Annotated in this window: 21 protein-coding genes; 18 read left to right on the forward strand and 3 right to left on the reverse strand. The window is 35.0% G+C overall.

Annotation, left to right across the window (positions count from 1 at the left end; translation table 11 throughout):
* Positions 1 to 131 precede the first annotated feature (131 nt).
* Positions 132 to 1145: a zinc-binding alcohol dehydrogenase family protein gene (locus P2W75_RS10090; RefSeq protein WP_276380316.1), complete on the reverse strand. Its 1014-nt coding sequence runs from the start codon at positions 1143 to 1145 to the stop codon at positions 132 to 134.
* A 279-nt stretch (positions 1146 to 1424) separates the two neighbouring features.
* On the opposite strand from P2W75_RS10090, the gene P2W75_RS10095 reads away from it, so the two are divergent.
* The 10 genes from P2W75_RS10095 to P2W75_RS10140 all read left to right on the forward strand — a co-directional run bounded on the left by P2W75_RS10095 (position 1425) and on the right by P2W75_RS10140 (position 10182).
* Positions 1425 to 1979, forward strand: a complete 555-nt coding sequence (locus P2W75_RS10095; RefSeq protein ID WP_276380317.1) for a GNAT family N-acetyltransferase — start codon at positions 1425 to 1427, stop codon at positions 1977 to 1979.
* A 97-nt stretch (positions 1980 to 2076) separates the two neighbouring features.
* On the forward strand, positions 2077 to 2946 hold the full coding sequence (locus tag P2W75_RS10100) for an AraC family transcriptional regulator (protein ID WP_276380318.1): 870 nt from the start codon (positions 2077 to 2079) through the stop codon (positions 2944 to 2946).
* Positions 2947 to 3021: 75 nt separating this feature from the next.
* The gene (locus P2W75_RS10105) at positions 3022 to 3435 is read left to right on the forward strand and encodes an OsmC family protein (protein ID WP_276380319.1); all 414 of its coding nucleotides are present in this window, start codon (positions 3022 to 3024) and stop codon (positions 3433 to 3435) included.
* A 32-nt stretch (positions 3436 to 3467) separates the two neighbouring features.
* Positions 3468 to 4517, forward strand: coding sequence for an alpha/beta hydrolase (locus P2W75_RS10110; protein ID WP_276380320.1), 1050 nt, complete (start codon positions 3468 to 3470; stop codon positions 4515 to 4517).
* A 371-nt stretch (positions 4518 to 4888) separates the two neighbouring features.
* Positions 4889 to 5323, forward strand: coding sequence for a DoxX family membrane protein (locus tag P2W75_RS10115; RefSeq protein WP_276380322.1), 435 nt, complete (start codon positions 4889 to 4891; stop codon positions 5321 to 5323).
* 254 nt (positions 5324 to 5577) lie between these two features.
* Entirely contained in the window at positions 5578 to 6414 is an 837-nt protein-coding gene (locus tag P2W75_RS10120; RefSeq protein WP_207296567.1) for a sulfite exporter TauE/SafE family protein, read from the forward strand.
* Entirely contained in the window at positions 6401 to 6808 is a 408-nt protein-coding gene (locus P2W75_RS10125) for a DUF1634 domain-containing protein (protein ID WP_207296568.1), read from the forward strand. The genes P2W75_RS10120 and P2W75_RS10125 overlap by 14 nt, the downstream gene beginning before the upstream one ends.
* A gap of 122 nt (positions 6809 to 6930) precedes the next feature.
* Positions 6931 to 7953 (forward strand): LLM class flavin-dependent oxidoreductase, encoded by a 1023-nt coding sequence (locus tag P2W75_RS10130; RefSeq protein WP_276380323.1) that lies wholly within the window; start codon positions 6931 to 6933, stop codon positions 7951 to 7953.
* A 209-nt stretch (positions 7954 to 8162) separates the two neighbouring features.
* Complete coding sequence (locus P2W75_RS10135) at positions 8163 to 9443, forward strand: acetyl-CoA C-acetyltransferase (RefSeq protein WP_276380324.1); 1281 nt, start codon at positions 8163 to 8165, stop codon at positions 9441 to 9443.
* 1 nt (position 9444) lies between these two features.
* Positions 9445 to 10182 (forward strand): hypothetical protein, encoded by a 738-nt coding sequence (locus P2W75_RS10140; RefSeq protein ID WP_276380325.1) that lies wholly within the window; start codon positions 9445 to 9447, stop codon positions 10180 to 10182.
* 53 nt (positions 10183 to 10235) lie between these two features.
* Here P2W75_RS10140 and P2W75_RS10145 read toward each other — a convergent pair whose 3' ends face one another.
* Entirely contained in the window at positions 10236 to 10847 is a 612-nt protein-coding gene (locus P2W75_RS10145; protein WP_276380326.1) for an FMN-dependent NADH-azoreductase, read from the reverse strand.
* 108 nt (positions 10848 to 10955) lie between these two features.
* On the opposite strand from P2W75_RS10145, the gene P2W75_RS10150 reads away from it, so the two are divergent.
* Together P2W75_RS10150 and P2W75_RS10155 are read left to right on the forward strand one after the other, a co-directional pair.
* Positions 10956 to 11336: a helix-turn-helix domain-containing protein gene (locus P2W75_RS10150; protein ID WP_239023206.1), complete on the forward strand. Its 381-nt coding sequence runs from the start codon at positions 10956 to 10958 to the stop codon at positions 11334 to 11336.
* 286 nt (positions 11337 to 11622) lie between these two features.
* Positions 11623 to 14541: a PQQ-dependent sugar dehydrogenase gene (locus P2W75_RS10155; RefSeq protein ID WP_276380327.1), complete on the forward strand. Its 2919-nt coding sequence runs from the start codon at positions 11623 to 11625 to the stop codon at positions 14539 to 14541.
* Positions 14542 to 14608: 67 nt separating this feature from the next.
* Here the strand turns inward: P2W75_RS10155 and P2W75_RS10160 are convergent, their stop codons facing one another.
* Positions 14609 to 15358 (reverse strand): dihydrodipicolinate reductase C-terminal domain-containing protein, encoded by a 750-nt coding sequence (locus P2W75_RS10160; protein WP_276380328.1) that lies wholly within the window; start codon positions 15356 to 15358, stop codon positions 14609 to 14611.
* A 406-nt stretch (positions 15359 to 15764) separates the two neighbouring features.
* Between P2W75_RS10160 and P2W75_RS10165 the strand changes: the two genes are divergently transcribed.
* From P2W75_RS10165 to P2W75_RS10190, 6 genes are all read left to right on the forward strand, one after another.
* Positions 15765 to 16199, forward strand: coding sequence for a DUF1810 domain-containing protein (locus tag P2W75_RS10165; RefSeq protein WP_276380329.1), 435 nt, complete (start codon positions 15765 to 15767; stop codon positions 16197 to 16199).
* A gap of 150 nt (positions 16200 to 16349) precedes the next feature.
* Positions 16350 to 16697 (forward strand): hypothetical protein, encoded by a 348-nt coding sequence (locus P2W75_RS10170; protein ID WP_276380330.1) that lies wholly within the window; start codon positions 16350 to 16352, stop codon positions 16695 to 16697.
* Between the two features lie 158 nt (positions 16698 to 16855).
* Complete coding sequence (locus P2W75_RS10175) at positions 16856 to 17551, forward strand: ABC transporter ATP-binding protein (RefSeq protein ID WP_276380331.1); 696 nt, start codon at positions 16856 to 16858, stop codon at positions 17549 to 17551.
* A gap of 1 nt (position 17552) precedes the next feature.
* Complete coding sequence (locus tag P2W75_RS10180; RefSeq protein ID WP_276380332.1) at positions 17553 to 20003, forward strand: TonB-dependent siderophore receptor; 2451 nt, start codon at positions 17553 to 17555, stop codon at positions 20001 to 20003.
* Between the two features lie 132 nt (positions 20004 to 20135).
* Positions 20136 to 21587 (forward strand): DUF3526 domain-containing protein, encoded by a 1452-nt coding sequence (locus P2W75_RS10185; protein ID WP_276380334.1) that lies wholly within the window; start codon positions 20136 to 20138, stop codon positions 21585 to 21587.
* A 2-nt stretch (positions 21588 to 21589) separates the two neighbouring features.
* A complete protein-coding gene (locus P2W75_RS10190) occupies positions 21590 to 22936 on the forward strand; it encodes a DUF3526 domain-containing protein (protein ID WP_276380335.1) in 1347 nt (448 codons plus the stop codon).
* Positions 22937 to 22959 lie beyond the last annotated feature (23 nt).

The following is a 22959-nucleotide window of genomic DNA, read 5'->3' on the forward strand; positions in this document are numbered from 1 at the left end:
TAAGTTTATGTATAAATTTGGCCTATAAAGCGACTAAAATACATAAATTTAATTACGATACAATTAGATTATTTAAAATTATTCTAAATAATTAGATACAACCTATCACAGAGCAGTTTCTTAAATTTCAATTAGAACGTAATCGCAATCTTTCCAATCGTTTTTCCAGATTCCAAAAGTTCATGTGCGCTTTTCAAATTGGCAGCTGTAAATCCGTTTAAAGTTTGATTTAAAGTCGTTTTTAAAACACCTTCGTCAAGTAAATCTGCTACTTTGTTTAAAATATAATGCTGCTCGATCATATCTTCGGTTTGAAACATTGAACGGGTGTACATTAATTCCCATGAAAACGAAACGCTTTTGCTTTTCAATTTTGTTAAAGCAACAGGTTCACTGCTTCCCGTTATAGAAGCGATATGTCCCTGAGGTTTAATTAATTCCACCATTGTATCCCAATAAATGTTGTTGTCTACAAAATCCAGAATATAATCTACATATTCAAAACCGGCTTCACGAACAGAGGAAATTAGATCTTTATGGTTTACCACAAAATCGGCTCCTTGTTTCTGGCACCATTCAACCGTTTCAGGACGAGATGCTGTTGCAATAACCTTTAAACCAGCGATTTTCTTTGCCAATTGAATGGCAATCGAGCCTACTCCGCCAGCACCGCCAATAATCAAAATTGATTTTCCTTTGTCTTTTTCGGCACTAATTCTGATTCGGTCAAATAAAATTTCCCAAGCTGTTAAAGCAGTCAACGGAATTACCGCCGATTCTTCAATACTCAACGAACTTGGTTTTCTACCCACAATTCTTTCATCAATAATCTGATATTCGGCATTACTTCCTTGCTTGGTAATATCTCCGGCATAATAAACAGGATCGCCTACTTCAAATAAAGTTACTTTTTCGCCTACTGCCTGAACAATTCCAACAGCATCCCAGCCTATGATTTTTGGAGTTTCCAGAACTGTGTCTTTTGCACTGCTCTGACGAATTTTAAAATCGACTGGATTTACTGAAACTGCATCAATTTTTACCAATAAATCGTGCGCGCCCGGCACTGGTTTTGAAGTTTCAAATTCAATAAAACTTTCCTGATTTTCTATGGGTAACGAGGTTTTAAATCCTATAGCTTTCATATATATATGTGTTTTTATTTTTAATAACAAAACAAAGATACAAGCTGTCTAAATTTTAAAAGTGGTATAATTCAGTACTATATCGGTACAAATTCGGCAGTTTGTTTCGTTTATTATCTACTTAAATATAATCTCGCAAAGTCGCAAAGTCGCAAAGTTTTTTATTTACAACGCTCAAAAACTTTGCGTCTTTGCGAGAACATTTAGCTTCGATATAAAAGCTTAAAATTATGCTAAACCAATATTTCCCTAAATTTGCAAAACAAAACTTCCAAAAAAATGATTATCAGAAAAGCCGAAAAATCAGACTCAGCCCAAATTGCGCCAATTCTATTACTTGCAATGGAAGATATCATTTATAAGTTTATTAAAAAAGAAGATTACGCTTCCGCGAAAGATTTCCTGCAGCACTTTATTGAGCAGGAAAACAATCAATATTCCTACCAAAACTGTTATGTCGCTGAAGCTGAGAATGAAATCATTGGTGCTGTAAACCTCTACAATGGTTCTGATTTAGAAGTATTACGAAATCCGATAATTGAATATGTCCGAAAAAATTTCAATCCCGATTTTGATCCTGAATTTGAAACCAGAGCTGGAGAATTTTATATTGACTCATTGGGCGTAAATCCCAATTATCAAGGAAAAGGAATTGGTTCAAAAATTTTAAAGTTTCTTATTGACGAATTCGTACATAAAAACAATCATGTTTTAGGATTATTGGTTGAAGAAGATAATCCGCTGGCCAAAAACTTGTATCTAAAAATAGGTTTTAAAGTGGTAGGCGAAAAAACGTTAGTTGGAAAAAAACTAGAGCATCTACAGATAGCTTAAAAATAGAATCTTTTCGATTTTTATTCTGATAAAAAGATATTCAAAAAAACAAAACAGACTAAGTCTAATCCTTACATTTGATTTAAAATAAACGATAATGAACCGCCAAGTATTCGAATCTAATTATAAAAAACTGGGATTTCTGATTTTAAATCAAGAAACAGTCGACGAAATTAATAGTGACGATTACAAAGCGTACATCAAAGTACTTTATTTACCAGAAGATTATCTGATTACGATTGACTTTAAACAATATCAAACCACAAGTCCTTCCCTTTTCTTTATCAACAGCAATCAATACCTTCAAATTACCAAAGAAGGAAAAAAGCAAGGTTATTTCATGTACTACAATCGTGATTTTTATTGCGTGCAAATTCATGATGCCGAAGTGGCTTGCGACGGATTATTATTCAATAATATTTTTGAAATGCCAATGACTGTTCTTCCTGAAAAAGAAGTTGTTTTTATAGAAGGCATTTACGACCAAATCCAAGAAGAATTTGTTTCGCCTGATTCTTCACAGGAAGAAATGATCCGAACGTATTTAAAACAGCTTATCATAAAAGCAACCCGAATCTGGAAAGTACAACAGCTGGGAGTTTTAAATGACGAACCTTCAAAAGAAATGGATTTCTTCAGAGATTTCAGCCGATTGGTCGAAATTCATTTCAGAAGCAAACATACCGTCGCAGATTATGCCGAAATTCTAGGCGTTGCCCCTAAAACGCTTTCTAATAAATTTAATCGTTTAGAACTTTCACAGCCCAACGATATTATTAAAGACCGCATTATTCTGGAAGCAAAACGACTTTTGGGATATTCTTCTTTAAGTGTAAAAGAAATTGCTTACCAGCTTGGATACGAAGATCCGGCTTATTTTAACCGCCTTTTTACAAACAAAGTAGGCGACACTCCATCTAATTTCAAGAAAAAATACCTTCAAGGGAAAAATGTACAATTAGAATAGACTTTTGTCTATTTTTCAGGCTTTACTACCGCCATATCTTTGTCCTATCAAATTATAAATGATAAAACACTAGATATGAAACGTAAAGCACAAGCCGTTTGGAACGGTGACATTAAAACTGGAAAAGGAACTCTGACTACAGACAGTACGGTATTAAATCAAACTCAATATTCTTTCAACAGCCGTTTTGCCGATGGCATTGGAACAAATCCTGAAGAATTACTTGCAGCAGCACACGCCGGCTGTTTTACCATGAAACTAAGTCTAGATTTGGCGACTGCAGGATTTATTGCCGAAGAATTAACTACACAATCTACCATTACCTTAAACGAAGGGAAAATTACACAATCACTTTTAGTCTTAAACGCAAAAGTTCCCGGCATTTCTGAAGAAGAATTTTTAAAAATCGCAAAAGGTGCCGAAGAAACTTGTCCGGTAAGTCAGGCTTTTTCGTTTGAAATTGTATTGCAGGCAAATCTTATTAACTAAAAATCAAATAATTAAATTTAAAACATAACATCATGAAAACAATTAAATCAATTCAAAGAAGTATATTTATAGTAGCATTATTAACTTTAAATACCGTAATTATGGCACAAGAAAGACCTTTTAAAGGACAAAATGACCCAGAAATTTTTACAGAAGTAAGAAGCTTTTTAAATGCATTAAATTCAGGTGACGGAAAACCTCTTGAACAATTATCAGTTGCCGATGCTAGAAATGTTTTGGTTGGCGCACAAAAATCAGTGCAAGTAGATTATTCAGGTATTGAAGAATCTGAAAAAATAATTTCTCAAAATGGGTTAAAAGTAAAAATTCATATTACTAAACCAAAAGGCGCTAAAGCAAATGCACCTGTATTTATCTTTATTCACGGCGGAGGCTGGGTTTTAGGTGATTATCCAACTCACAGAAGATTAGTAAGAGATTTAGTCGTAGAAAGCGGTGCTGTAGCGGTTTTCCCAGATTATACTCCTTCTCCTGAAGCACAATATCCTGTTGCCATCAACGAGATTTATGCAGCAACTCAATGGGTAGCCGAAAATGGAAAAGAAATTGGTGTAGACGGTAAAAACCTTGCGGTAGTTGGAAACAGTGTAGGTGGTAATATGACGGCTGCTATTACTTTAATGGCAAAAGATAAAAAAGGACCTCATATTAAATTACAAGTTCTTTTATGGCCTGTAACCGATGCAAATTTTGAAACTGAATCGTATAATTTATATGCTAACGGACGTTTCTTAACTAAAAACATGATGAAATGGTTCTGGGATAATTATTTACCTGACACTGCAAAAAGAACCGAAAAATATGCTTCTCCTTTACAAGCAAGTTTAGCAGAATTAAAAGATTTACCTCCCGCTTTAGTGCAAACTGCTGAAAATGATGTTTTAAGAGACGAAGGCGAAGCGTATGCCAGAAAACTAAACGAAGCCGGAGTTCCTGTAACCTTAACTAGATACAACGGATTGATTCATGATTACGGACTTTTAAATCCAATTGCAAATGTTCCCGCTATTCAAACAGCAGTACAGCAAGCAGCAATTGTAATTAAAACTACCTTGAAATAAAACTTTTTTCAGACAATCAAAAAGGGACGGATAAATCCGTCCCTTTTCTTTCCCAATATTTAAAATAGGATTCTACTTTTAAAAGAAGTTCGTCGCCATAAATTCTTATTTTGATACTTCCAAAAAAATAAAAAACAAAAAATCCAGTCACAAATGTAAGGCTTCGGCAAACAGTAAAAATCATTAGAAATAGTGATTTTTACTTAAGTCATTTCTTGTTTAAACTGCGTTTATAAATCCAAATCCTATACATAAAACAATTTGAAGCTTAGAATGTCGTTATTAAAAATACAATCCATTTTCCACTCGATATAAATTGAATTTAAAGAGTGGGGAAAAATTAAATACCACTGAATAAATTACTTTACAGAATGAAAAACATAACCATATTAGAAGCAGGTTTAATTTTAAGAATCGTTTTAGGAATCACAATGCTCTCAGCCGTAGCTGACCGATTTGGAATTTGGGGCGCACCAGGATCTACAGGTGTTGCATGGGGAAACTGGGAAAATTTTGTAATCTACACACAAACTCTTAATTCTTTTGCTAACAAAGCAACCGCGGAAATTCTAGGAGGCATCGCTACTTTTTTTGAAGTTTTACTGAGTCTGCTGTTATTATTGGGTTTCAAAACCAGAATCGCGGCTTTAGGAACTACCATTTTAATGTTTCTTTTTGCATTCTCTATGGCCGTTTCAGTTTCGGTAAAAGCACCTCTTGATTACTCTGTTTGGACAAGTGCCGCAGCAGCTTTGTTACTGGCAAATATTGGAAAGACATCTTTTGCTGTTGATAATAGGATATAGTTTTTAGTTTACAGTCGCAGTATTCAGTTTTCAGTTTTCAGTTTTCAGTTTTCAGTCACAGTACGCAGTCGCGGTCTTTAAATCGAAATTAAAAATTGAATACTGAATACTGAATACTGAATACTGTCACTGAAAACTGAATACTGAGACTAAAAAACCATAGTCATAAAAATTTTTAAGGTTTTATTAAGGTCATAATTTTTCTCAAAACAGATATGTATTCGTAAATTAGCCAATACAAAAACATATCTTAAATGACAGTACTTACTTTTACCCTGATTATGCTGCTTGGGGCTTGTTTAGCCGGTTTTATAGGTTCATTATCAGGTTTAGGAGGCGGAATTATCATTATTCCACTCCTCACTATTATTCTTGGTGTCGATATTCATTATGCCATTGGTGCAGCTTTAGTTTCAGTTATTGCGACTTCTTCGGGTTCTGCAGCTGCTTATGTAAAAGAAGGAATTACCAACATGAGACTTGGGATTTTCCTCGAAATCGCTACTACTATTGGAGCCGTTTGCGGTGCTTTACTTTCTACAATCGCTCCTACTTCATTCATCGCCGTTTTATTCGGACTTACGTTAATTTTTTCTGCTATTAATTCGCTTCGAAAGAAAGAAGAACATATTGTATTAGAATCGAGTCCGCTGGCCAAAAAGCTAAAACTTGAAGGCACTTACCCAACGCATGACGGCGAAGTTGTAAGCTACGGAACCAAAAATGTAATTGGCGGTTTTGGTATGATGGGAATTGCCGGTATGATGTCTGGTTTATTAGGAATTGGTTCAGGAGCTTTTAAAGTTATCGCAATGGATAATATTATGCGTATTCCGTTTAAAGTTTCTACAACTACGAGTAATTTCATGATGGGAGTTACCGCAATGGCGAGTTCTGTAATTTACATTCAAAAAGGATATATCGAACCTGGAATTTGTATGCCTGTTGTGATTGGTGTATTGTTTGGAGCTATGGCTGGAGCCAAAGTTTTGGTAAGAACCAATCCGAAAAAATTAAGAATCTTTTTCGCATGCCTGATTTTTGTATTGGCAGTTAACATGATTTATAACGGACTTAATGGAAAAATCTAATAGTATGCAGCACGAAAAATTTGGAGAAAAAGATTTTCAAACCATTATTGGAAACTTATTACGATACGGTGTCTGGATTTCATTATCTGTAGCTTTTATTGGCGGTATTATTTATTTAATGCACCACGGACAAGAAATTGAAGATTATTCTGTTTTTAAAGAAAATGACCGAAATATATTTGAAGTAATTTCAACCGTTATCAGCGGTGTAATTGATGGAAGCGGTGAATATTTAATTTTCTTCGGGATTATATTATTGTTTTTAACTCCTGTATTCAGGGTTTTGCTTTCCTTGTTTTCATTTATGCTTGAGAAAGATTACCTGTATGTGGTTATCACTATAATTGTAATCCTGATTATTATAACGAGTATTTCATTTGGTTTTTCACATTGATAATTTCAGATTTTAGATTGTAGATTGTAGATTGTAGATTTTGGAATTTGGAATTTGGAATTTAAAAAATTTGATATTGTCATTGAATTGGAATTTGGTATTTAAAAATTGAAAATTAGATCATGGAAATAGGAATAGATAGTTTTGCTTCGGCAATGTATGGTGATAATAACACTTTGAGCAGTGTTGACGCAATGGAACAGCTTCTTCAAAGAATTGAATTTGCAGATCAATGCGGACTTGATGTTTTCGGAATTGGAGAACATCATAAAAAAGAATTTCTGGATTCGGCAACTGCTGTGATTTTAAGCGCGGCTGCGGCCAGAACCAAAAATATACGTTTGGCAAGTGCTGTAACCGTTTTAAGCGCCGCCGATCCAGTACGAGTATACCAAAGTTTTGCCACATTAGATTTAATTTCAAAAGGAAGAACCGAAATTGTTGTAGGACGTGGATCTGCAATCGAGGCCTATCCCCTTTTCGGATATGATCTTAAAGATTATGATGCGCTTTTCAAAGAAAAATTAGAACTGCTGTTGCAGATAAGAGATAACGAATTCATTACTTGGTATGGAAAATTTCGTCCAGAATTGAATAACCTTCCCGTTTATCCAAGAGCTTTACAGGAAAAAATGCCTATTTGGCTTGGAGTTGGCGGTACACCCGAATCGTTTATCAGAGCCGGAAGTTTAGGATTACCTCTAATGGTGGCTGTTATTGGCGGACAAACACATCGTTTCAAACCTTTAGTTGATTTATATCGTCAAGCAGGACAAGCCGCTGGTTTTAAACCGCACGAATTAAAAGTCGGATTACATTCGCCAGGATATGTAGCTGCTACAACCGAAAAAGCTGTTGAAGAATACTACCCAGGTTATGCTGAACTTTGGACTAAACTAGGTTATGAAAGAGGCTGGCCTCCAGTAACAAAAGGTAAATTTGATGGTTTAATTGATGATTTAGGTGTTCTAATTGTGGGAAGTCCTGAAAGAGCTGCAGAAAAAATCCTGCGCCACAGCGAAGCACTTGGTGGTGTCGACCGATTTACTTTCCAGATGGATAATGCTGGATTGACACATTCACAGTTAATGAATGCAATAGAACTGATCGGAACCAAATTGATTCCGTTGATTAAAAAAGGATAAAATAGCGTCGAGCTTTAGCTACATAAATGAATCGAAAAGAAAAAGGCTTTAGCCAAACTGGATTAGTTTGGCTAAAGCCTTTTTTAATTCTAATTTTTAGTGAAATTTCTATTTCAGAAACTAAAATATAACTTGCAAAAAAGGATAATAAAACCAAATCTGCTTACCTTTAACTTCAAAATTTTCAATCGAACCCAATCTGAAAAAGTATGAATAACACACAAAACATCCGCAAAGTAGCTATTGTGGGATATAACCGAATTCCATTTGCAAGAGCTAATACTGCCTATTCTAATGTTGGAAATCAGCAGATGATGATTGCCGCTTTAAATGGACTTATTGACAAATACAATTTAAAAGGACAATTGTTAGGTGAAGTTGCTGGAGGCGCTGTAATTAAACATACTTACGATAATAATTTAATACGAGAATGTGTAATGAAAACCGCTCTTGATCCTGCTACTCCAGCCTGCGATTTGCAGCAAGCATGTGATACGGGAATTGAAAGTGCTGTTTACATTGCCAACAAAATTGCTTTAGGACAAATAGATTCAGGAATTGCGGGAGGTGTTGATTCTATCAGCGATATGCCAATTGCTGTTAGTGAGAAACTGAGAAAAATTTTACTGGAAGCCCGACAAGCAAAATCATTAGGCGGAAAAATTAAAACATTTTTAAAACTTCGTCCAACAGATTTATCGCCTTTAGTGCCTCGTAATGAAGAAACCCAAACTGGACTTTCGATGGGCGGACATACTGAAATCACTGCAAAATATTATAAAATTTCAAGAGAAGATCAAGATCAATTTGCTTTAAGAAGTCATTTAAATCTGGCAAAAGCGTATGATGAAGGCTTTCTAGATGACATGATCACACCATTTAATGGACTCGAAAAGGATAATAATTTAAGACGCGACAGTACTATTGAAAAACTAGCCAAATTAAAACCTGCTTTCGATAAAGTAAACGGAACGCTTACTGCAGGAAACTCTACTCCATTAACCGATGGCGCTTCGTGCGTGATTTTAGCGAGCGAAGAATGGGCGAAAGAACGCGGACTTCCTATTTTGGCTTATATCACTTTTGCCGAAATCGCAGCTATAGAATATGTCAAAAATCAGCAGAACCTTTTATTGGCTCCGCTATTTGCTGTGTCTAGAATGTTGGAAAAAGCCAATCTAAACCTTCAGGATTTCGATTATTATGAAATTCATGAAGCTTTTGCCGCACAAACTTTGGCCACTTTAAAAATCTGGGAAAGTCCTGAACTGAGTGCCGAAATAGGTTTAAAGAAAACTCTAGGTGCAATTGACCGTGAAAAATTAAATGTAAAAGGAAGCAGTCTCGCAACGGCCCATCCATTTGCGGCAACTGGAGGCAGAATAATTGGTGTTATGTCTAAACTTTTAAACCAGAAAGGTTCTGGGAGAGGGCTTATTTCAATTTGTGCTGCCGGTGGACAAGGTGTTACTATGATAATTGAAAAATAGAATGAATATTTTACAAAAAATTTTGGGAACAATTTTTCCCCCTTACAAATTCAGCGTTAAGCGAAAAGAGCAAAAAATTCTTTTTAACGCCATAATAAATGCTTTACCAGAAGATTTTTCAAAAAATGTATCTTTAATAAAAACACAAACAAAAAATAGTACTTTTTTTGATTTCGGGAAATGGGATCTATTTCCTGAATTTCAATATGTTGTTATGTTTTATAAAAATGAAACCTACTACAAGTTTAAAAAAAGAGGAAACAATTTTAAAATTTCTGGTCTAAGGATATTTTCTAAATTAACGAACAAGTTTGAAGAAATTGAAATTTTGATTCAAGATAACCTAGTTTCTGGTTTAAAGATTCAGAATTCTCATTACGATTTAAATGAATTTAAATTATCTTCTATTGATAACACAAGCTTTTCAATTAGTCATTTTGAATTTCCGCCAAATGATATTGATTATTTCTATGATAATTTAGATAACCAGCTGAAAGAGAAATTAAATTATAATGAATTATTTGATATTGATTATAACGGCAGAACATTTTATGTTATTTATGATTTAGAAGACGGAAATTATATTGCAGTTGATAAAAATCACTCTGTATATTCTTTAGTTCATGATGCTAGACCTGCAATTCAGAAAATGAATACGACATTTCTACAAATTTTAAATGAAATTGAAACCAATCAATTCAATATAAATGATCATCTTGAGTCAAGATACAGAACATAAACCGTTTAAAACAAAAAAATCCCAGTTTTAAAAACTGGGATTTTTTATATCTATTAAAAAGCAAATTCTTCAACCGAAGATAATGCTTTTGGAAGCGCATTTTCGGCAAAATCAGGAATCGCAGTTCCTTCCACGCGGAATGTAGTTACATCAGTCATTCCTAGAAAACCTAAAACAGTTCGCAAATATGATTCTGAGAAATCGTAGCTTTTATATGGACCTTCAGAAAATATTGCTCCTGAAGCGATCGATAAATATACTTTTTTATCGGTTACTAATCCTTTTGGAGAACCATCGGCATAACTGAAAGTCTTTCCTGCTCTGGCAATCTGATCAATCCAACCTTTTAAAACTGCTGGAATTCCGAAATTATATAACGGCACACCAATTACAATAACATCAGATTCTAATAGATTTTTTATCGCTTCATCTGAATATTGAATAGCAGCTGTCTGCTCAGCAGTATGGTTTTCTTCTGGAGTATAAACGGCACTGATATGCAAATCCGTTAAATATGGCAGAGGTGTTTTAGAAAGATCAAGAGTTTGCACCACACTTTGGGGATCTGTTTCTTTCAGTTTTTCGATAACAGCATTCGACAACTGATTACTAAATGAAGTATCGCCTTTGGTGCTGGTTATTATTTGAAGAATTTTTTGGCTCATAATTTTATATTATTTGTTTTACGACACAAACTTATTTACATTTACTTTCCATTTTATAGTACTATCCTCAAGGATAGCGCTATCCTCTAAGATAGTAACGCAGAAAATATGAATACAGAAGAAGATTTACTAAACGAAATTGCAGTAAAAGAATGCAAACCAAAAGAATGTATGGCCGCTTTACTGCCGGTAAGAGACGCATTGGAGATTTTAAGCGGCAGATGGAAGCTTCCTATCCTGATTGCACTTTCGGAACGGCCAAAACGGTTTAAGGAAATCTCAAAAGACATAAACGGAATCACTGATAAAATGCTATCCAAAGAATTGAAAGATCTCGAGATCAATAAACTCGTTACGAGAACCGTGTATGATACATTTCCTCCTACAGTTGAATATTCGAGAACTGAACATAGTAAATCACTAACGAATGTTATTATGGCCTTAAAAGACTGGGGAACTTTACACCGAAAAGAGATTATTGGGAAATAGTTTTTTTTAAAGTTGCGAAGTGGCTAAGATGCTAAGTTTTTCTTTGCTTTTGGAACGAAATTTTCCAAAAGAGACCCTGTAAGCTGTTTAATCTTTTAAAATTTACATGAAACAGAAACTCTAATTAAACACTACAAAACCTTTACAAAAAACTTCTCATCCTGTAGTAGTGTTGCTCTAAGGAAGTTTCTCATCTTAATTAAAAAAGATAACACTTTAATTTTAACATATTGTACAGAAAAAGATTAATTTTGATTACCCAAATCTTTAAAAATTCTGAATAATTATGGAAAAAAAACTACAATTTAATTTCAGGAAGACAAAATTAATTTACCTCACATTACTTCTGACTTTACTGATTTCATCACAATCTTACAGCCAGTACATCACTCAAAATCTTGCTCCAACTGCTGTAATTAAAGAAGGACTTGCCTTAGAACAATCATCAGACGGCAGAATTTTCATTGCAGAAAGAGGCGGTATTGTAAAAGTATTTCAAAACAATGCTGTTTCAACTGTATTTACCGTAAACACGGTTACGGATAATGAACAGGGATTATTGGGAATTACCCTTCACCCTGACTTCGCAACAAATGGTTACATTTATGTATTTTATTCCATTAATGATGGTACTGTAATCCGTCACCGAATTGAACGTGTTCAAATTGACAACACCAATCAGGTGGTAAGCAGACAGGAAATTTTGCTTTTAGAACCCATTGGAGGCGGCTTTCACAATGGCGGTGATTTAAAATTCTTTAACGGCTATTTATACGTTACTGTTGGAGACAGTCAGCAGAACACAAATGCGCAGGATTTAGACACGTACAAAGGAAAAATTCTTCGTATTACTGAAAACGGACTCCCTGCTCCTGGAAATCCCTATTACGGAAGCGGTTCTGTACAAAGACAAAGCATCTGGGTGTATGGTTTTAGAAATCCGTGGAGATTGGTTGCCAATCCAAAAGCGAACAAATTATTTGTTTTGGATGTTGGAACTTCTTGGGAAGAAATAAACGAAATCAGCAATCCAACAATCCGTAATTATGCTTGGGGACATCCGCAAGGAGGAGACGGAAAACAAACCGAAACCAATTTATTTACCAATCCTATCTTTACCTATGCAACAGGAAGTATTGGAAATGCTTTAACAAATGGTGTTTTGTACAATCCTGATGTTCCAAGATACCCAAATATGGATGGTAAATTTATAATTAAAGATTTTGTTCGAAATGCCATCAGGTATTTTGATCCAAATATTGCAGATCCCGTTTCGACAGAATTTTACTCAGCTCCGCAGCAGCAAGCTTTAGGTATGATGTTAGGAAATGACGGCTATATATACTATTGCGCTTATGGAAACAATGGTTCTTTAATCAAATTAGATTATATCGAAACTGCCGCTCCAACAATTGTAAATCATCCGCTTTCTCAAAGTATTATGGAAACCAATCCGGTAACTTTTACCGTTTCGGCAAGCGGAACTGGTCTTACTTACCAATGGCTGTTTAATAATAACCCAATTAATGGTGCGACGGGAGCAAGTTATACTATTCCTAACGTAACCAATGCAAATGCCGGCGATTATAAAGTTGTGGTGACTAATACAGCTGGAAATATTACCAGTAATCCAGCAACGTTAACGGTTACACCATTTAGCAATAAACCAACAGTATCAATCGTTTCACCGCTTCCAAGTTTAAAATGGAATGCTGATGATGTAGTACATTTTGAAGCTACCGCTACCGATGTTGAAGACGGAACTTTACCTGCAAGTGCTTTTTCATGGAGTATCGATCTTTTCCACGAAGACATTCCGGGAGCAGGACATTCGCATCCAGGTGCAAGTCCGCAAGGTGTGAAATCAGGAGATTTTACCGCTTCTAATCAAGGAGAAAAAACACCAAATGTCTGGTACCGATTTACCATAAAAGTAACGGACAGTAACGGATTAACAGCAACAGATTTCGTAGATATTAAACCAAATTTGGTTGATGTTACAGTGACTAGCTCCCCGGTTCCGCTTAATTTAGAATTCAATCAAAAACCTGTTACAGCACCTTCAACCAAACAAGTAGTTGCTAATGCAGCTTTACAAACTTTAAATGCGCCAACTCCGCAATATATTGACAATATTCGTTACGATTTTGATCACTGGACTCAAGGCGGAATGGCCAATCAAACCTTTAAAGCTCCTGCAGCCGGAACCATAACGTATACTGCTTTTTACAACGCAACGACCTTACAAAATGCACCTTATCAAGGATTAGTTGCTCAAATTCCGGGAATTATAGAAGCTGAAAATTACGATGTTGGTCCGGGAGCATTTCTAGACAAAAACGGCGGTGGTGACACAGCTTACAGACCTGGCGACGGCGTAGGAACTGAAGCCTGCAGTGAAGGCGGATTTAACTTGGCTTATGTTGCCAAAGACGAATGGTTAAAATACACTGCCAGAGTAAATACAACTGGAAATTACACAATTAATTTACGTATTTCAACTCCATACAACACGCGTAAACTGCATTTAGAAGTTGATGGAGTAAATGTAACCGGAATCCTAAACATTCCAAATACGGGAGGATTTCAGGCATGGCAGACCGTTGCTGTTCCTAATATTCCTTTAACGCAGGGCGATCATGTTATTACCTTGTATTTTGATGAAAACGACATCAACATTAATAAAATGGAATTTGTGTTATCAGGAAACAATACTGCTCCTGTTGCCGATTTCGAATTTAGTGCACAAACAGGATGTATTAATGCTGATGTAGTATTTACTTCAGTTTCTGTTGGTACAGTAGACAGTTATACATGGGATTTTGGTACAGATGCACACCCTGAGACTGCAACTGGAGCAGGACCACACACGGTAATGTTTTCTACGGAAGGCACTAGAGAAGTTTCTTTAACAGTGACCAATTCTAACGGAAGCAATACTAAAAAGGTGAATTTTACGGTAAACAATTGTAATCTGGGCATCGAAAATCCGAATGGAGAATCGAATAAAATCATTGTGTATCCAAATCCATCAAAAGGAATATTCCACTTGTCTAAAGAGCAAAAATGGACGATTTATTCTGTTTTGGGAGCAAAAATTAAAGAAGGTTCAGGAAATACCATTTCAATTTCTGAACAGGCTGCTGGAGTTTATTTCTTGAAAATTGACGGAAGCAGCAAAGCAATCCCAATTAGTAAACATTAAAGTTTCAATCCAATCAATAAAAAAACTCGCTAAATTGTTTCGATTTAGCGAGTTTTTTGATTTTGGATTATACCGCAAAATAAGGCGTTAAAATATCTTCAAAATTGTAGAGTCCTTTTTCTTTTTCTTTTAGATTTTCGGCTACAAAAATAACCCCGTTTCCAAAAGCTTCTCTCGAAATAGATTCGTGTATGAGTCGAACTGTTTGATACGGAAAACCAAAGATGACTTCATGTTTTCCAACGATTCCTCCTGCCCTAACCGAATTGATTTTGTCTTTTTCAATATCCAAAGCTTCGGCAATTTTTACAGCCGTTCCAGAAGTTCCTTGTTTCGTTTTAAAATGTTCTTCATTTACTTCAATATCAACCCATGGAGCAATTTTCTTTAAAAACTTAGCGGCAAATAATAAATAATTTACTCCAAGTGTAATATTCGGAGACCAGAAAACTGTTGTTTTATCGGCCAGTTTTTTCAATAATTTGAGCTCTTTGTCTTTGTAATGAGAAATCGCCGAAATGATTTTGACTTTCTTTTTGGCAGCAGTTTCTCCGTACGTGTAAATTCCTTCGTTTGAAGAAAAATCAATAATGACATCAACAGGATGTTTTTCTAATAAATCTTCTACAGAAGTATGAGAACTCGAATAGATTAAGCCGGGTTCATCAGACTGGATTCCAAAAAACTCGGGAACTGATCGGTGTTCCAAAACATTGCTTTGTCTTAAAACCCATTCAAGGCTGAATTTTTTATTTTCTAATAGTATTGAAGCTACTGATTTTCCAGTTTTTCCGAATCCGATTAATCCTATTTTCATAAGCGTATATTTTTTTAAGATGGGCAGAAACCCAATTAGTAGAATTGACATTTTTAAGAGAAGATTCAATCAAAAATTACCATTTGAAAGCCTTGCCAAATGTCCTATTTAGGTAAAAATAGGAAAATTATAACAGGATTACCAACAAAAATGGCTTTATATAACAATATCAAAAGTCGTTAACAAGATTTTTTTGGCTAATTAAAATCAGCCTTTCAAAATTCTGTTAGTTTAGAATCATCAAAAAGTAATGTTTTGCAGCTAAATTTCTACAGCAGTTTTTAATGACACATTTTGTTTGTAATATTTTAAAAAATTACCATTAAAAAAAGGATTTCATAATATACAACTAAAGTTATTTTCAGTAGATTTATCACCTGATACCCCAAATTAATATCAGTAAATAATGGCTTACAATAACAATGAATTACTTCGTTTTTTAGACGCTCAAAACAAATTGTATTTAACAGCTCTAGACGAAATTAAAAAAGGTAAAAAAGAATCTCCTTGGATGTGGTTTATTTTTCCGCAGATAAAAGGAATGGGATCGAGCGACACTTCTAAATTCTACGAAATTAAAAATGCCGATGAAGCAATTGCCTTTTTAGAGCATCCTATTTTAGGAAAACACTTAATTGAAATTACTTCTGAATTAATTAAAAAAGAAGAAGAAAGCGTGAATGATATTTTTGGAACCCGTGATGTCGAAAAGCTAAAATCCTGCATGACATTATTCGCGAGCGTTCAAAACAATCAGCCTGTTTTTCAAGAAGTTATTCATAAATATTTCGACGGCTCATCAGATTTTCACACACTGCAACTATTGTACAGTAACCTGTAAAACGGTTGTATTGGCAGGGTTTGAGCTGGCTTTATAAAAAAATAAAGCCCTTTTTTGCAGCATTTCAAAAATAAGATATTTATATTTGCAACGCTGTTGCGTTTATTTTATTTATATAAAAACTAAAATTCTGCACAGAAATACCACCGAATGAAAAGAAAAATTGTAGTAGTGAATTTTGTTATGTCTTTGGCAGTATTGTTTGCAATGCTGTTTCAGACTGTTCATTCCTACGAGCATGTTTTTAAGCAGTTATTCGAAAAACACTGTGAACACAAAAATCTTTCTGGACATACACAAATAACGCACAGTCATACGGCCGAGAATAATTGTCCGATATGCCATTTTGCGTTCAGCACTTTTATTCCACATTCTTTTCAAACTTTTTCATTTCATAAAATAACGGCCGAAACTACTGGTAAGTTCTTTTATGCCAGCTTTTCTGCAGCCTATTTCAAAGGGAGTCTATTTGCCCTGAGAGCACCTCCTGCGATTTAATTCAATCACATAATTCTAAGCAAAAATATTGGATGCATTTTTTTAATGTGTCCAACCCTATTTTTGACTATCACTTTTTTATCCAAACGCAAACAAAGGCCTTAATCTTTTAATGCCTGAAGTTTCTATTTGTTTTTAAACCACTTATATCCAAATTTATGCTTACAGCAACAAATCTGACCAAGAAATATGGCGATCATATCGCTTTAAATGCCCTGAACTTAACTATAAACGAAGGAGAAATCTTTGCCCTTTTAGGTCAGAACGGCGCAGGAAAAACCACTACCATTAATCTTTTTCTTGGATTCATTCAACCTACATCGGGAGAATTAGAAATCAACAATATATCCGTTACCGAAAAGGCGCAGGAAACCAAAAAACATGTCGCATATATTCCAGAAACCGTAATGCTTTATCCTAATTTGACCGGACTGGAAAATCTTAAATTTTTCTCTTCTCTGGCTGGTTTCAAATATTCAAAAGGCGAGCTAACTTATTTTTTAAACAAAGCAGGTTTGCAAATTACCGCACACGATCAAAATCTGGGCGGATATTCAAAAGGAATGCGTCAAAAAGTGGGCATCGCCATTGCTATTGCTAAAAAGGCAAAAGTATTGTTGTTAGATGAGCCAACGAGCGGACTTGACCCTAAAGCTTCAAATGAATTTTCGCAGATTTTAAAAGAACTTTCTGCTGATGGAACGGCCATATTAATGGCAACTCATGATATTTTCAGAGCCAGAGAAGTAGCTTCTCACATTGGCATTATGAAGCAGGGAAATTTAGTCACAGTGATCGAAGCAGATAAAATTTCGGCTAACGAACTTGAAGATTTGTACTTACAAACGGTTTAAGATGAAAAATATATTCTCTATCCTATTTTTAATAGGTCTTGTAAATCAGGTGCAGTCTCAAGAAATCAAAGGAAAAGTATTTGATGCCGCTTCAAAAGAAAGCCTAATGGGTGCCTCCGTTCAATTGTTAAATTCTGATCAGAAAGTGAAAACGGATCAAGACGGAAATTTTAAACTTGAAGGTCAAGGAACTTTAGAAATAACGGCTGAAGGTTATAAAACCGTGCAAATTAAAACCGCTGAGTTTTTAAATATTGCTTTAGAAATTGATCGTAATGAACTGCAAACAGTAGAAATTGTGGGACGATCGTCAAAAAAATACAACAGCGATTATTCGTTTGCTGCTACAAAAACGGCGACGCTTAACAAAGACATTCCGCAATCCATTTCTACTGTAACCAAAGAACTTATTGCTGATAAAGCCGCATTTTATCTGGCCGATGCTGTAAAAATGTCCAGCGGAGTAATTCCAGCCAGTTATTACAATCAATATACCATTCGAGGAATCAGCCAAAATGAAGAAGGACAGATCATTAACGGAATGCGAACACGCCAGTATTATTTTCTTCAGCCTTTAACAAGCAATATCGAACGTGTTGAAGTTATAAAAGGTCCGTCGAGTGCCACATTTTCATCTGTAGATCCGGGCGGAAGTATCAATTTGGTTACGAAAAAACCACTTTCTGTTGATCGAAAAGAAATCAGCATGAGTGTGGGCAGTTTTAGTACACTTCGCGGAACACTAGATTTTACAGGACCTTTAAATGAATCAAAGACACTTTTATACCGCGTAAATGGAGCTTATCAGCAGGCAAAATCATTTCGTGATCTGGTGAACAATAAATCGTTTCTACTCTCACCCTCTTTCAGTTATATTCCGAATGAAAAAACGGCTATAAACACTGAACTGATTCTAAGTGACATGACTGGAATTCTGGATCGCGGACAACCTATTTTTGGTGCTGTTGCCGGAAAAACAAGTTTAACAAAAACTCCAATTAGTTTAAATCTGGGTGCTCCAAGTGATTTCTTCAAATCAAAAGAAATGATCCTAACCACCAATTTTGCACATAAATTCAACTCTAAAATTGGATTTAATGCTACTTACATGAAACAAACCTGGACAGAAGATCTTCAGGAACACCGCACTACAAACGCTTTTGCAGTTGATATGAACAATCAGCCTGTTACCAATCTGGCAATGATGCAATTTGTACAGCGTCAGCAAAACTGGGATATTGACAATCTGAGTACCTATTTTAATTTCGATTTTAAAACCGGCAAACTCAATCATAAATTATTGACAGGCTATGATTTAAGCAGCTGGAATAAAAACAAAGGAGGCGGACAAAATGCAGCAAGAGGTTATGTATTAAAAGACGGAACGGTGGCCAGCTCTTTTGTATTGGCAAATGCTTCTAACTATCAAACCGTAACTATTGATGGGGTAACTATGCCCAAACCAAATGTCGAATATTTCAATTTAAGTAATCCAAAATATACACTTACAAGTCCTGAAGATTATATACTGAATGTGCGAACAGCGCTTCCATCAGCATTAACTACTACAAATGCAATTTATATTCAAGATCAAATCCAGTGGGAAAAATTCACTTTTTTATTGGGATTACGAAACGAATGGTTTGAAGATATTACCAACTATGAAACAAGCAATGAATTGACCGTTAAAAAATCGGCATTGCTGCCAAGAATCGGAATTACGTATGCAGTTAACAGTGCTGTGAACATTTACACCACTTATTTAGAAGGTTATCAGCCGCAATCAAACACCGTTACGTTAATGCCTCAAACGGGTTCGCTGCCAGGCGGAAGTTTGTTTGATCCGCTTGAAAGTAATTTGAAAGAAGTAGGTATTAAAACCACATTTTTAAACAATACGATGAGTTTTAATGCTGCTGTATACGAAATCAACCAGCGCAATATTTTAATGAACGCCAATGATCCTGTTAATCCAGATTTGCTTGTAACACGAGGTGCCGAAAGAAGCCGTGGTTTCGAATGCGATTTAGCAGGTTATATTACTCCAGACTGGCAGATTAATGCTTCGTACAGTTATATTGATGCCGAAATCATCAAAGACAGCAACCCTGCCTTAATTGGAGCCCGAAAGCAAAACACGCCAAAAAACAGTGCTAATTTATGGACGAGGTATAATTTTGCCGGAGATTCTGCTTTAAAAGACCTCGGAATTGGTTTTGGAATTCAGTACCAGAGCAGTAAAATTCCTTGGTTTACACGTGATTTTACACTTCCAGATTTCACCATTTTTGACGCTGCTTTGTTTTATAAACCTAGTAAAAGTAATGTGCAAATTGCTTTAAACGCTGGTAATTTACTTAACAAAACCTATTGGTTAGGCGCACAGAATTATTTACGATTATTTCCGGGAAGTCCAAGAAACGGAAGCCTAACGGTAACTTATAAATTTTAAATCGTTGGGGTAAACATTTTAACACATAGCTATGTGAATTTATACAAGTGAAACACCTTTTTTAAAATCTTTCAAAAACTATGTTTCTATGTGTTTAAAAAAATTAAACCAACAGATAAATTTTAATTGATCATGAAATTATTACAAACAGAAATTCTTATAGCCCAACATTTTAAAAAATCTGTATTTAAAAATTCGGCTGTATACATTATAACCCTCTTTATTGGTGTACTGCTATTGTTTGCCGCTTTTTCCGGCTGGGATAATTACAAAAACCAAAACGAAACCAGCGAAAAATACCAGCACGAATCACGTGAAGACTGGTTGAAAAATCCCGATAAGAATCCGCATAGAATGGCACATTACGGTAACTTTGCTTTTCGTAAAAGCACTTCTTTAAGTGTTTTCGAATTTGGAATGGAACCCTTTTTTGGAAATGCTATTTTCTTGGAAGCACATAAGCAAAACACAGCCAATTTCTCTGAAGCTGGATTTTCCAATAGTTTGCTCCGATTTGGTGAAATCAGCACTGCAATGGTTTTACAGATTTTACTGCCCTTGCTTATCTTTTTTTTAGGATTTAATGCCATTGCTTACGAGAGAGAAAACGGAACCTTAAAACTTCTTTTAAGTCAAGGAATCAGCTGGAAACAGCTTTTGTGGGGTAAAGTACTCGGAATCGCTAGTGTGATTCTGATGCTTTTTATTCCCACTATAATTGTTTTGCTTTTTATTTGGCTGATCCTTCAAAACTTTACCATTTCGGCAGATGAAACTTTCAAAATGATCTTATTTATTGTATTTCATTTTATTTATCTGATGTTCTTCTGCGTAATTACTGTTGTGGTTTCTGCGTCAAGCAAAACTTCAAAAAAAGCATTAGTTTCTTTAATTGGAATCTGGTTGATATTGACTATTATTCTGCCAAGAACCACCCAGGCAATGGGCGCTTATTTGTATGAAGCTCCTTCCAAAGTAAAATTTGGAAGTGATATCGAAAAAGACATTCTGAAACAAGGCGACAGCCACAACCCAAATGATGTTCATTATAAAGCTATAAAAGATTCTCTGCTGCGTGTTTACAAAGTCGATTCGGTACAAAAACTTCCTTTTAATTATTCCGGATTTATTATGACAGAAGGCGAAAAAATAAGCTCGAAAATTTACAACCAACACCTTGAAGAATTGCTGAAAGTGTATGCTAAGCAGAATAGTTTTTCAAAAGCGGTTTCGTTCTTAAATCCCTATATCGCAATGAAAAATATATCGATGGGATTATCCAATACAGATTATGATTCGTACGTCGATTTTCAAAAACAAGCCGAAATATACCGCTATAACATGGCGCAGAAAATGAATGCGTTACAGGTTAAATACATCAGTAATAAAAAGCCGGGTCCGAATGACAAACCACTCACCATTGGCAAAGAACATTGGGCTGATGTAGAAGAATTTCATTATGAACCAAAAGGTATTACAGAAGTTTTAAAAACAGAAATACTATCCATCATCTCGATCGTACTGTGGATAATTATTCTTTTTGTCCTTATCCGTTTTGCTTCCAAAAATCTTAAAGCAGTCTAATTATGTTACAACTCTTATTTAAAAATTTTATACGCTCAAAAGGAACCAAAATCGGATTGCTTTTTTTACTGATTATTGGTTTTATAAGCTTGTTAATCGGGCATCAATTTCAAGAAAAACAAGAAAATAATATTGCCGAAACAGCCGCTTATCAAAAAGAACATATTGCTCGAAATGCCAATTTTCATAAAGACGAAATGGGTCTTTTGTTGTACTACATCAAATTTTCTCTAGCCAATAAAACGCTTCCAATAAACGCTTTGTCAATCGGACAGCGCGATGTAAATCCATCGATTCAAAGTGTTACCATTCGCGGACTCGAAGGTCAGAAATACGATTCGGAGCTTAATAATCCAAGTAATCTTCTCGCTGGAAATATCGATTTTAGTTTTGTGCTTTTATACCTCTTCCCTCTTTTGATTATTGCTTTTTCATACAATATCATTTCTGAAGAAAAAGAATCTGGAACTTGGAAAATTGTAGCCACACAAAGCCCTAACACATTTTTGTACATTTTAAAACTGTTTTATGTACGAATCCTAAGTTTAACTGCACTTGTAACGGTACTGCTTTTAACTGCGGTTTTCTTTCTTAAAATTCCAATTGATCAATCATTTCTAATCTTTTACGGAATTGCTGTTTTATACATCTTATTTTGGTTTGCAGTATGCTTTTTTATTGTTTCGCTTCAAAAAAACTCCAATTACAATGCAGTTATTTTATTAACCATCTGGTTGTTTTTAATTATTATTGTTCCCGCCGCTGTAAACACTTATATCGTGAATACATACAAAGTTCCAGAAGCTTTGGAACTAACACTTAAACAGCGAAATGCCTATCATGAAAAATGGGATACAGATAAAAATGAAACCATGGAGAAATTCTATAAACATTATCCACAGTTTCGATCGTATAAAATTCCAGCAGATAAAGAATTCAGCTGGCTGTGGTATTATGCTATGCAGCAAATGGGTGACGACGAATCGGCAGCGGAATCAAAAGAACTAGAAACTAAACTAGAACAGCGAAACCGTGCCGGAGAATTAATTGCACAGTTTATTCCAACGCTTCATACACAGATTCAATTAAACGAAATTGCGAAATCTGATTTACAAAACCAGCTTTTATTCTTAAAAGAAACAAAGACTTTTCATGAAAAAATGCGTTTGTATTTTTATCCCAAAATCTTCGATAATGCTTCAGTAGATCAAGAAAACTGGCAAAATTTTAAAGTGGAAACTTTTACAGATTCAACAAGTGTAAGTGTTCTAAAAGCCTTTTTGCCTTTAGCGATTTTCAACTTTTTACTTATTGGTTTTGGATGGCGGAATTTCGTAAAAAACCGTTGAGTTTTTTATCAAACCACAAAAAT

It is taken from the genome of Flavobacterium sp. H4147 (assembly GCF_029360735.1).
GTDB classification, from domain to species: Bacteria; Bacteroidota; Bacteroidia; order Flavobacteriales; family Flavobacteriaceae; genus Flavobacterium; species Flavobacterium endoglycinae.

What these genes read in the sequence shown, in the direction of transcription:
- P2W75_RS10090 (WP_276380316.1), bottom strand. Translation starts at nt 1,145, where the DNA reads ATGAAAGCTATAGGATTTAAAACCTCGTTACCCATAGAAAATCAGGAA.
- P2W75_RS10095 (WP_276380317.1), top strand. Translation starts at nt 1,425, where the DNA reads ATGATTATCAGAAAAGCCGAAAAATCAGACTCAGCCCAAATTGCGCCA.
- P2W75_RS10100 (WP_276380318.1), top strand. Translation starts at nt 2,077, where the DNA reads ATGAACCGCCAAGTATTCGAATCTAATTATAAAAAACTGGGATTTCTG.
- P2W75_RS10105 (WP_276380319.1), top strand. Translation starts at nt 3,022, where the DNA reads ATGAAACGTAAAGCACAAGCCGTTTGGAACGGTGACATTAAAACTGGA.
- P2W75_RS10110 (WP_276380320.1), top strand. Translation starts at nt 3,468, where the DNA reads ATGAAAACAATTAAATCAATTCAAAGAAGTATATTTATAGTAGCATTA.
- P2W75_RS10115 (WP_276380322.1), top strand. Translation starts at nt 4,889, where the DNA reads ATGAAAAACATAACCATATTAGAAGCAGGTTTAATTTTAAGAATCGTT.
- P2W75_RS10120 (WP_207296567.1), top strand. Translation starts at nt 5,578, where the DNA reads ATGACAGTACTTACTTTTACCCTGATTATGCTGCTTGGGGCTTGTTTA.
- P2W75_RS10125 (WP_207296568.1), top strand. Translation starts at nt 6,401, where the DNA reads ATGGAAAAATCTAATAGTATGCAGCACGAAAAATTTGGAGAAAAAGAT.
- P2W75_RS10130 (WP_276380323.1), top strand. Translation starts at nt 6,931, where the DNA reads ATGGAAATAGGAATAGATAGTTTTGCTTCGGCAATGTATGGTGATAAT.
- P2W75_RS10135 (WP_276380324.1), top strand. Translation starts at nt 8,163, where the DNA reads ATGAATAACACACAAAACATCCGCAAAGTAGCTATTGTGGGATATAAC.
- P2W75_RS10140 (WP_276380325.1), top strand. Translation starts at nt 9,445, where the DNA reads ATGAATATTTTACAAAAAATTTTGGGAACAATTTTTCCCCCTTACAAA.
- P2W75_RS10145 (WP_276380326.1), bottom strand. Translation starts at nt 10,847, where the DNA reads ATGAGCCAAAAAATTCTTCAAATAATAACCAGCACCAAAGGCGATACT.
- P2W75_RS10150 (WP_239023206.1), top strand. Translation starts at nt 10,956, where the DNA reads ATGAATACAGAAGAAGATTTACTAAACGAAATTGCAGTAAAAGAATGC.
- P2W75_RS10155 (WP_276380327.1), top strand. Translation starts at nt 11,623, where the DNA reads ATGGAAAAAAAACTACAATTTAATTTCAGGAAGACAAAATTAATTTAC.
- P2W75_RS10160 (WP_276380328.1), bottom strand. Translation starts at nt 15,358, where the DNA reads ATGAAAATAGGATTAATCGGATTCGGAAAAACTGGAAAATCAGTAGCT.
- P2W75_RS10165 (WP_276380329.1), top strand. Translation starts at nt 15,765, where the DNA reads ATGGCTTACAATAACAATGAATTACTTCGTTTTTTAGACGCTCAAAAC.
- P2W75_RS10170 (WP_276380330.1), top strand. Translation starts at nt 16,350, where the DNA reads ATGAAAAGAAAAATTGTAGTAGTGAATTTTGTTATGTCTTTGGCAGTA.
- P2W75_RS10175 (WP_276380331.1), top strand. Translation starts at nt 16,856, where the DNA reads ATGCTTACAGCAACAAATCTGACCAAGAAATATGGCGATCATATCGCT.
- P2W75_RS10180 (WP_276380332.1), top strand. Translation starts at nt 17,553, where the DNA reads ATGAAAAATATATTCTCTATCCTATTTTTAATAGGTCTTGTAAATCAG.
- P2W75_RS10185 (WP_276380334.1), top strand. Translation starts at nt 20,136, where the DNA reads ATGAAATTATTACAAACAGAAATTCTTATAGCCCAACATTTTAAAAAA.
- P2W75_RS10190 (WP_276380335.1), top strand. Translation starts at nt 21,590, where the DNA reads ATGTTACAACTCTTATTTAAAAATTTTATACGCTCAAAAGGAACCAAA.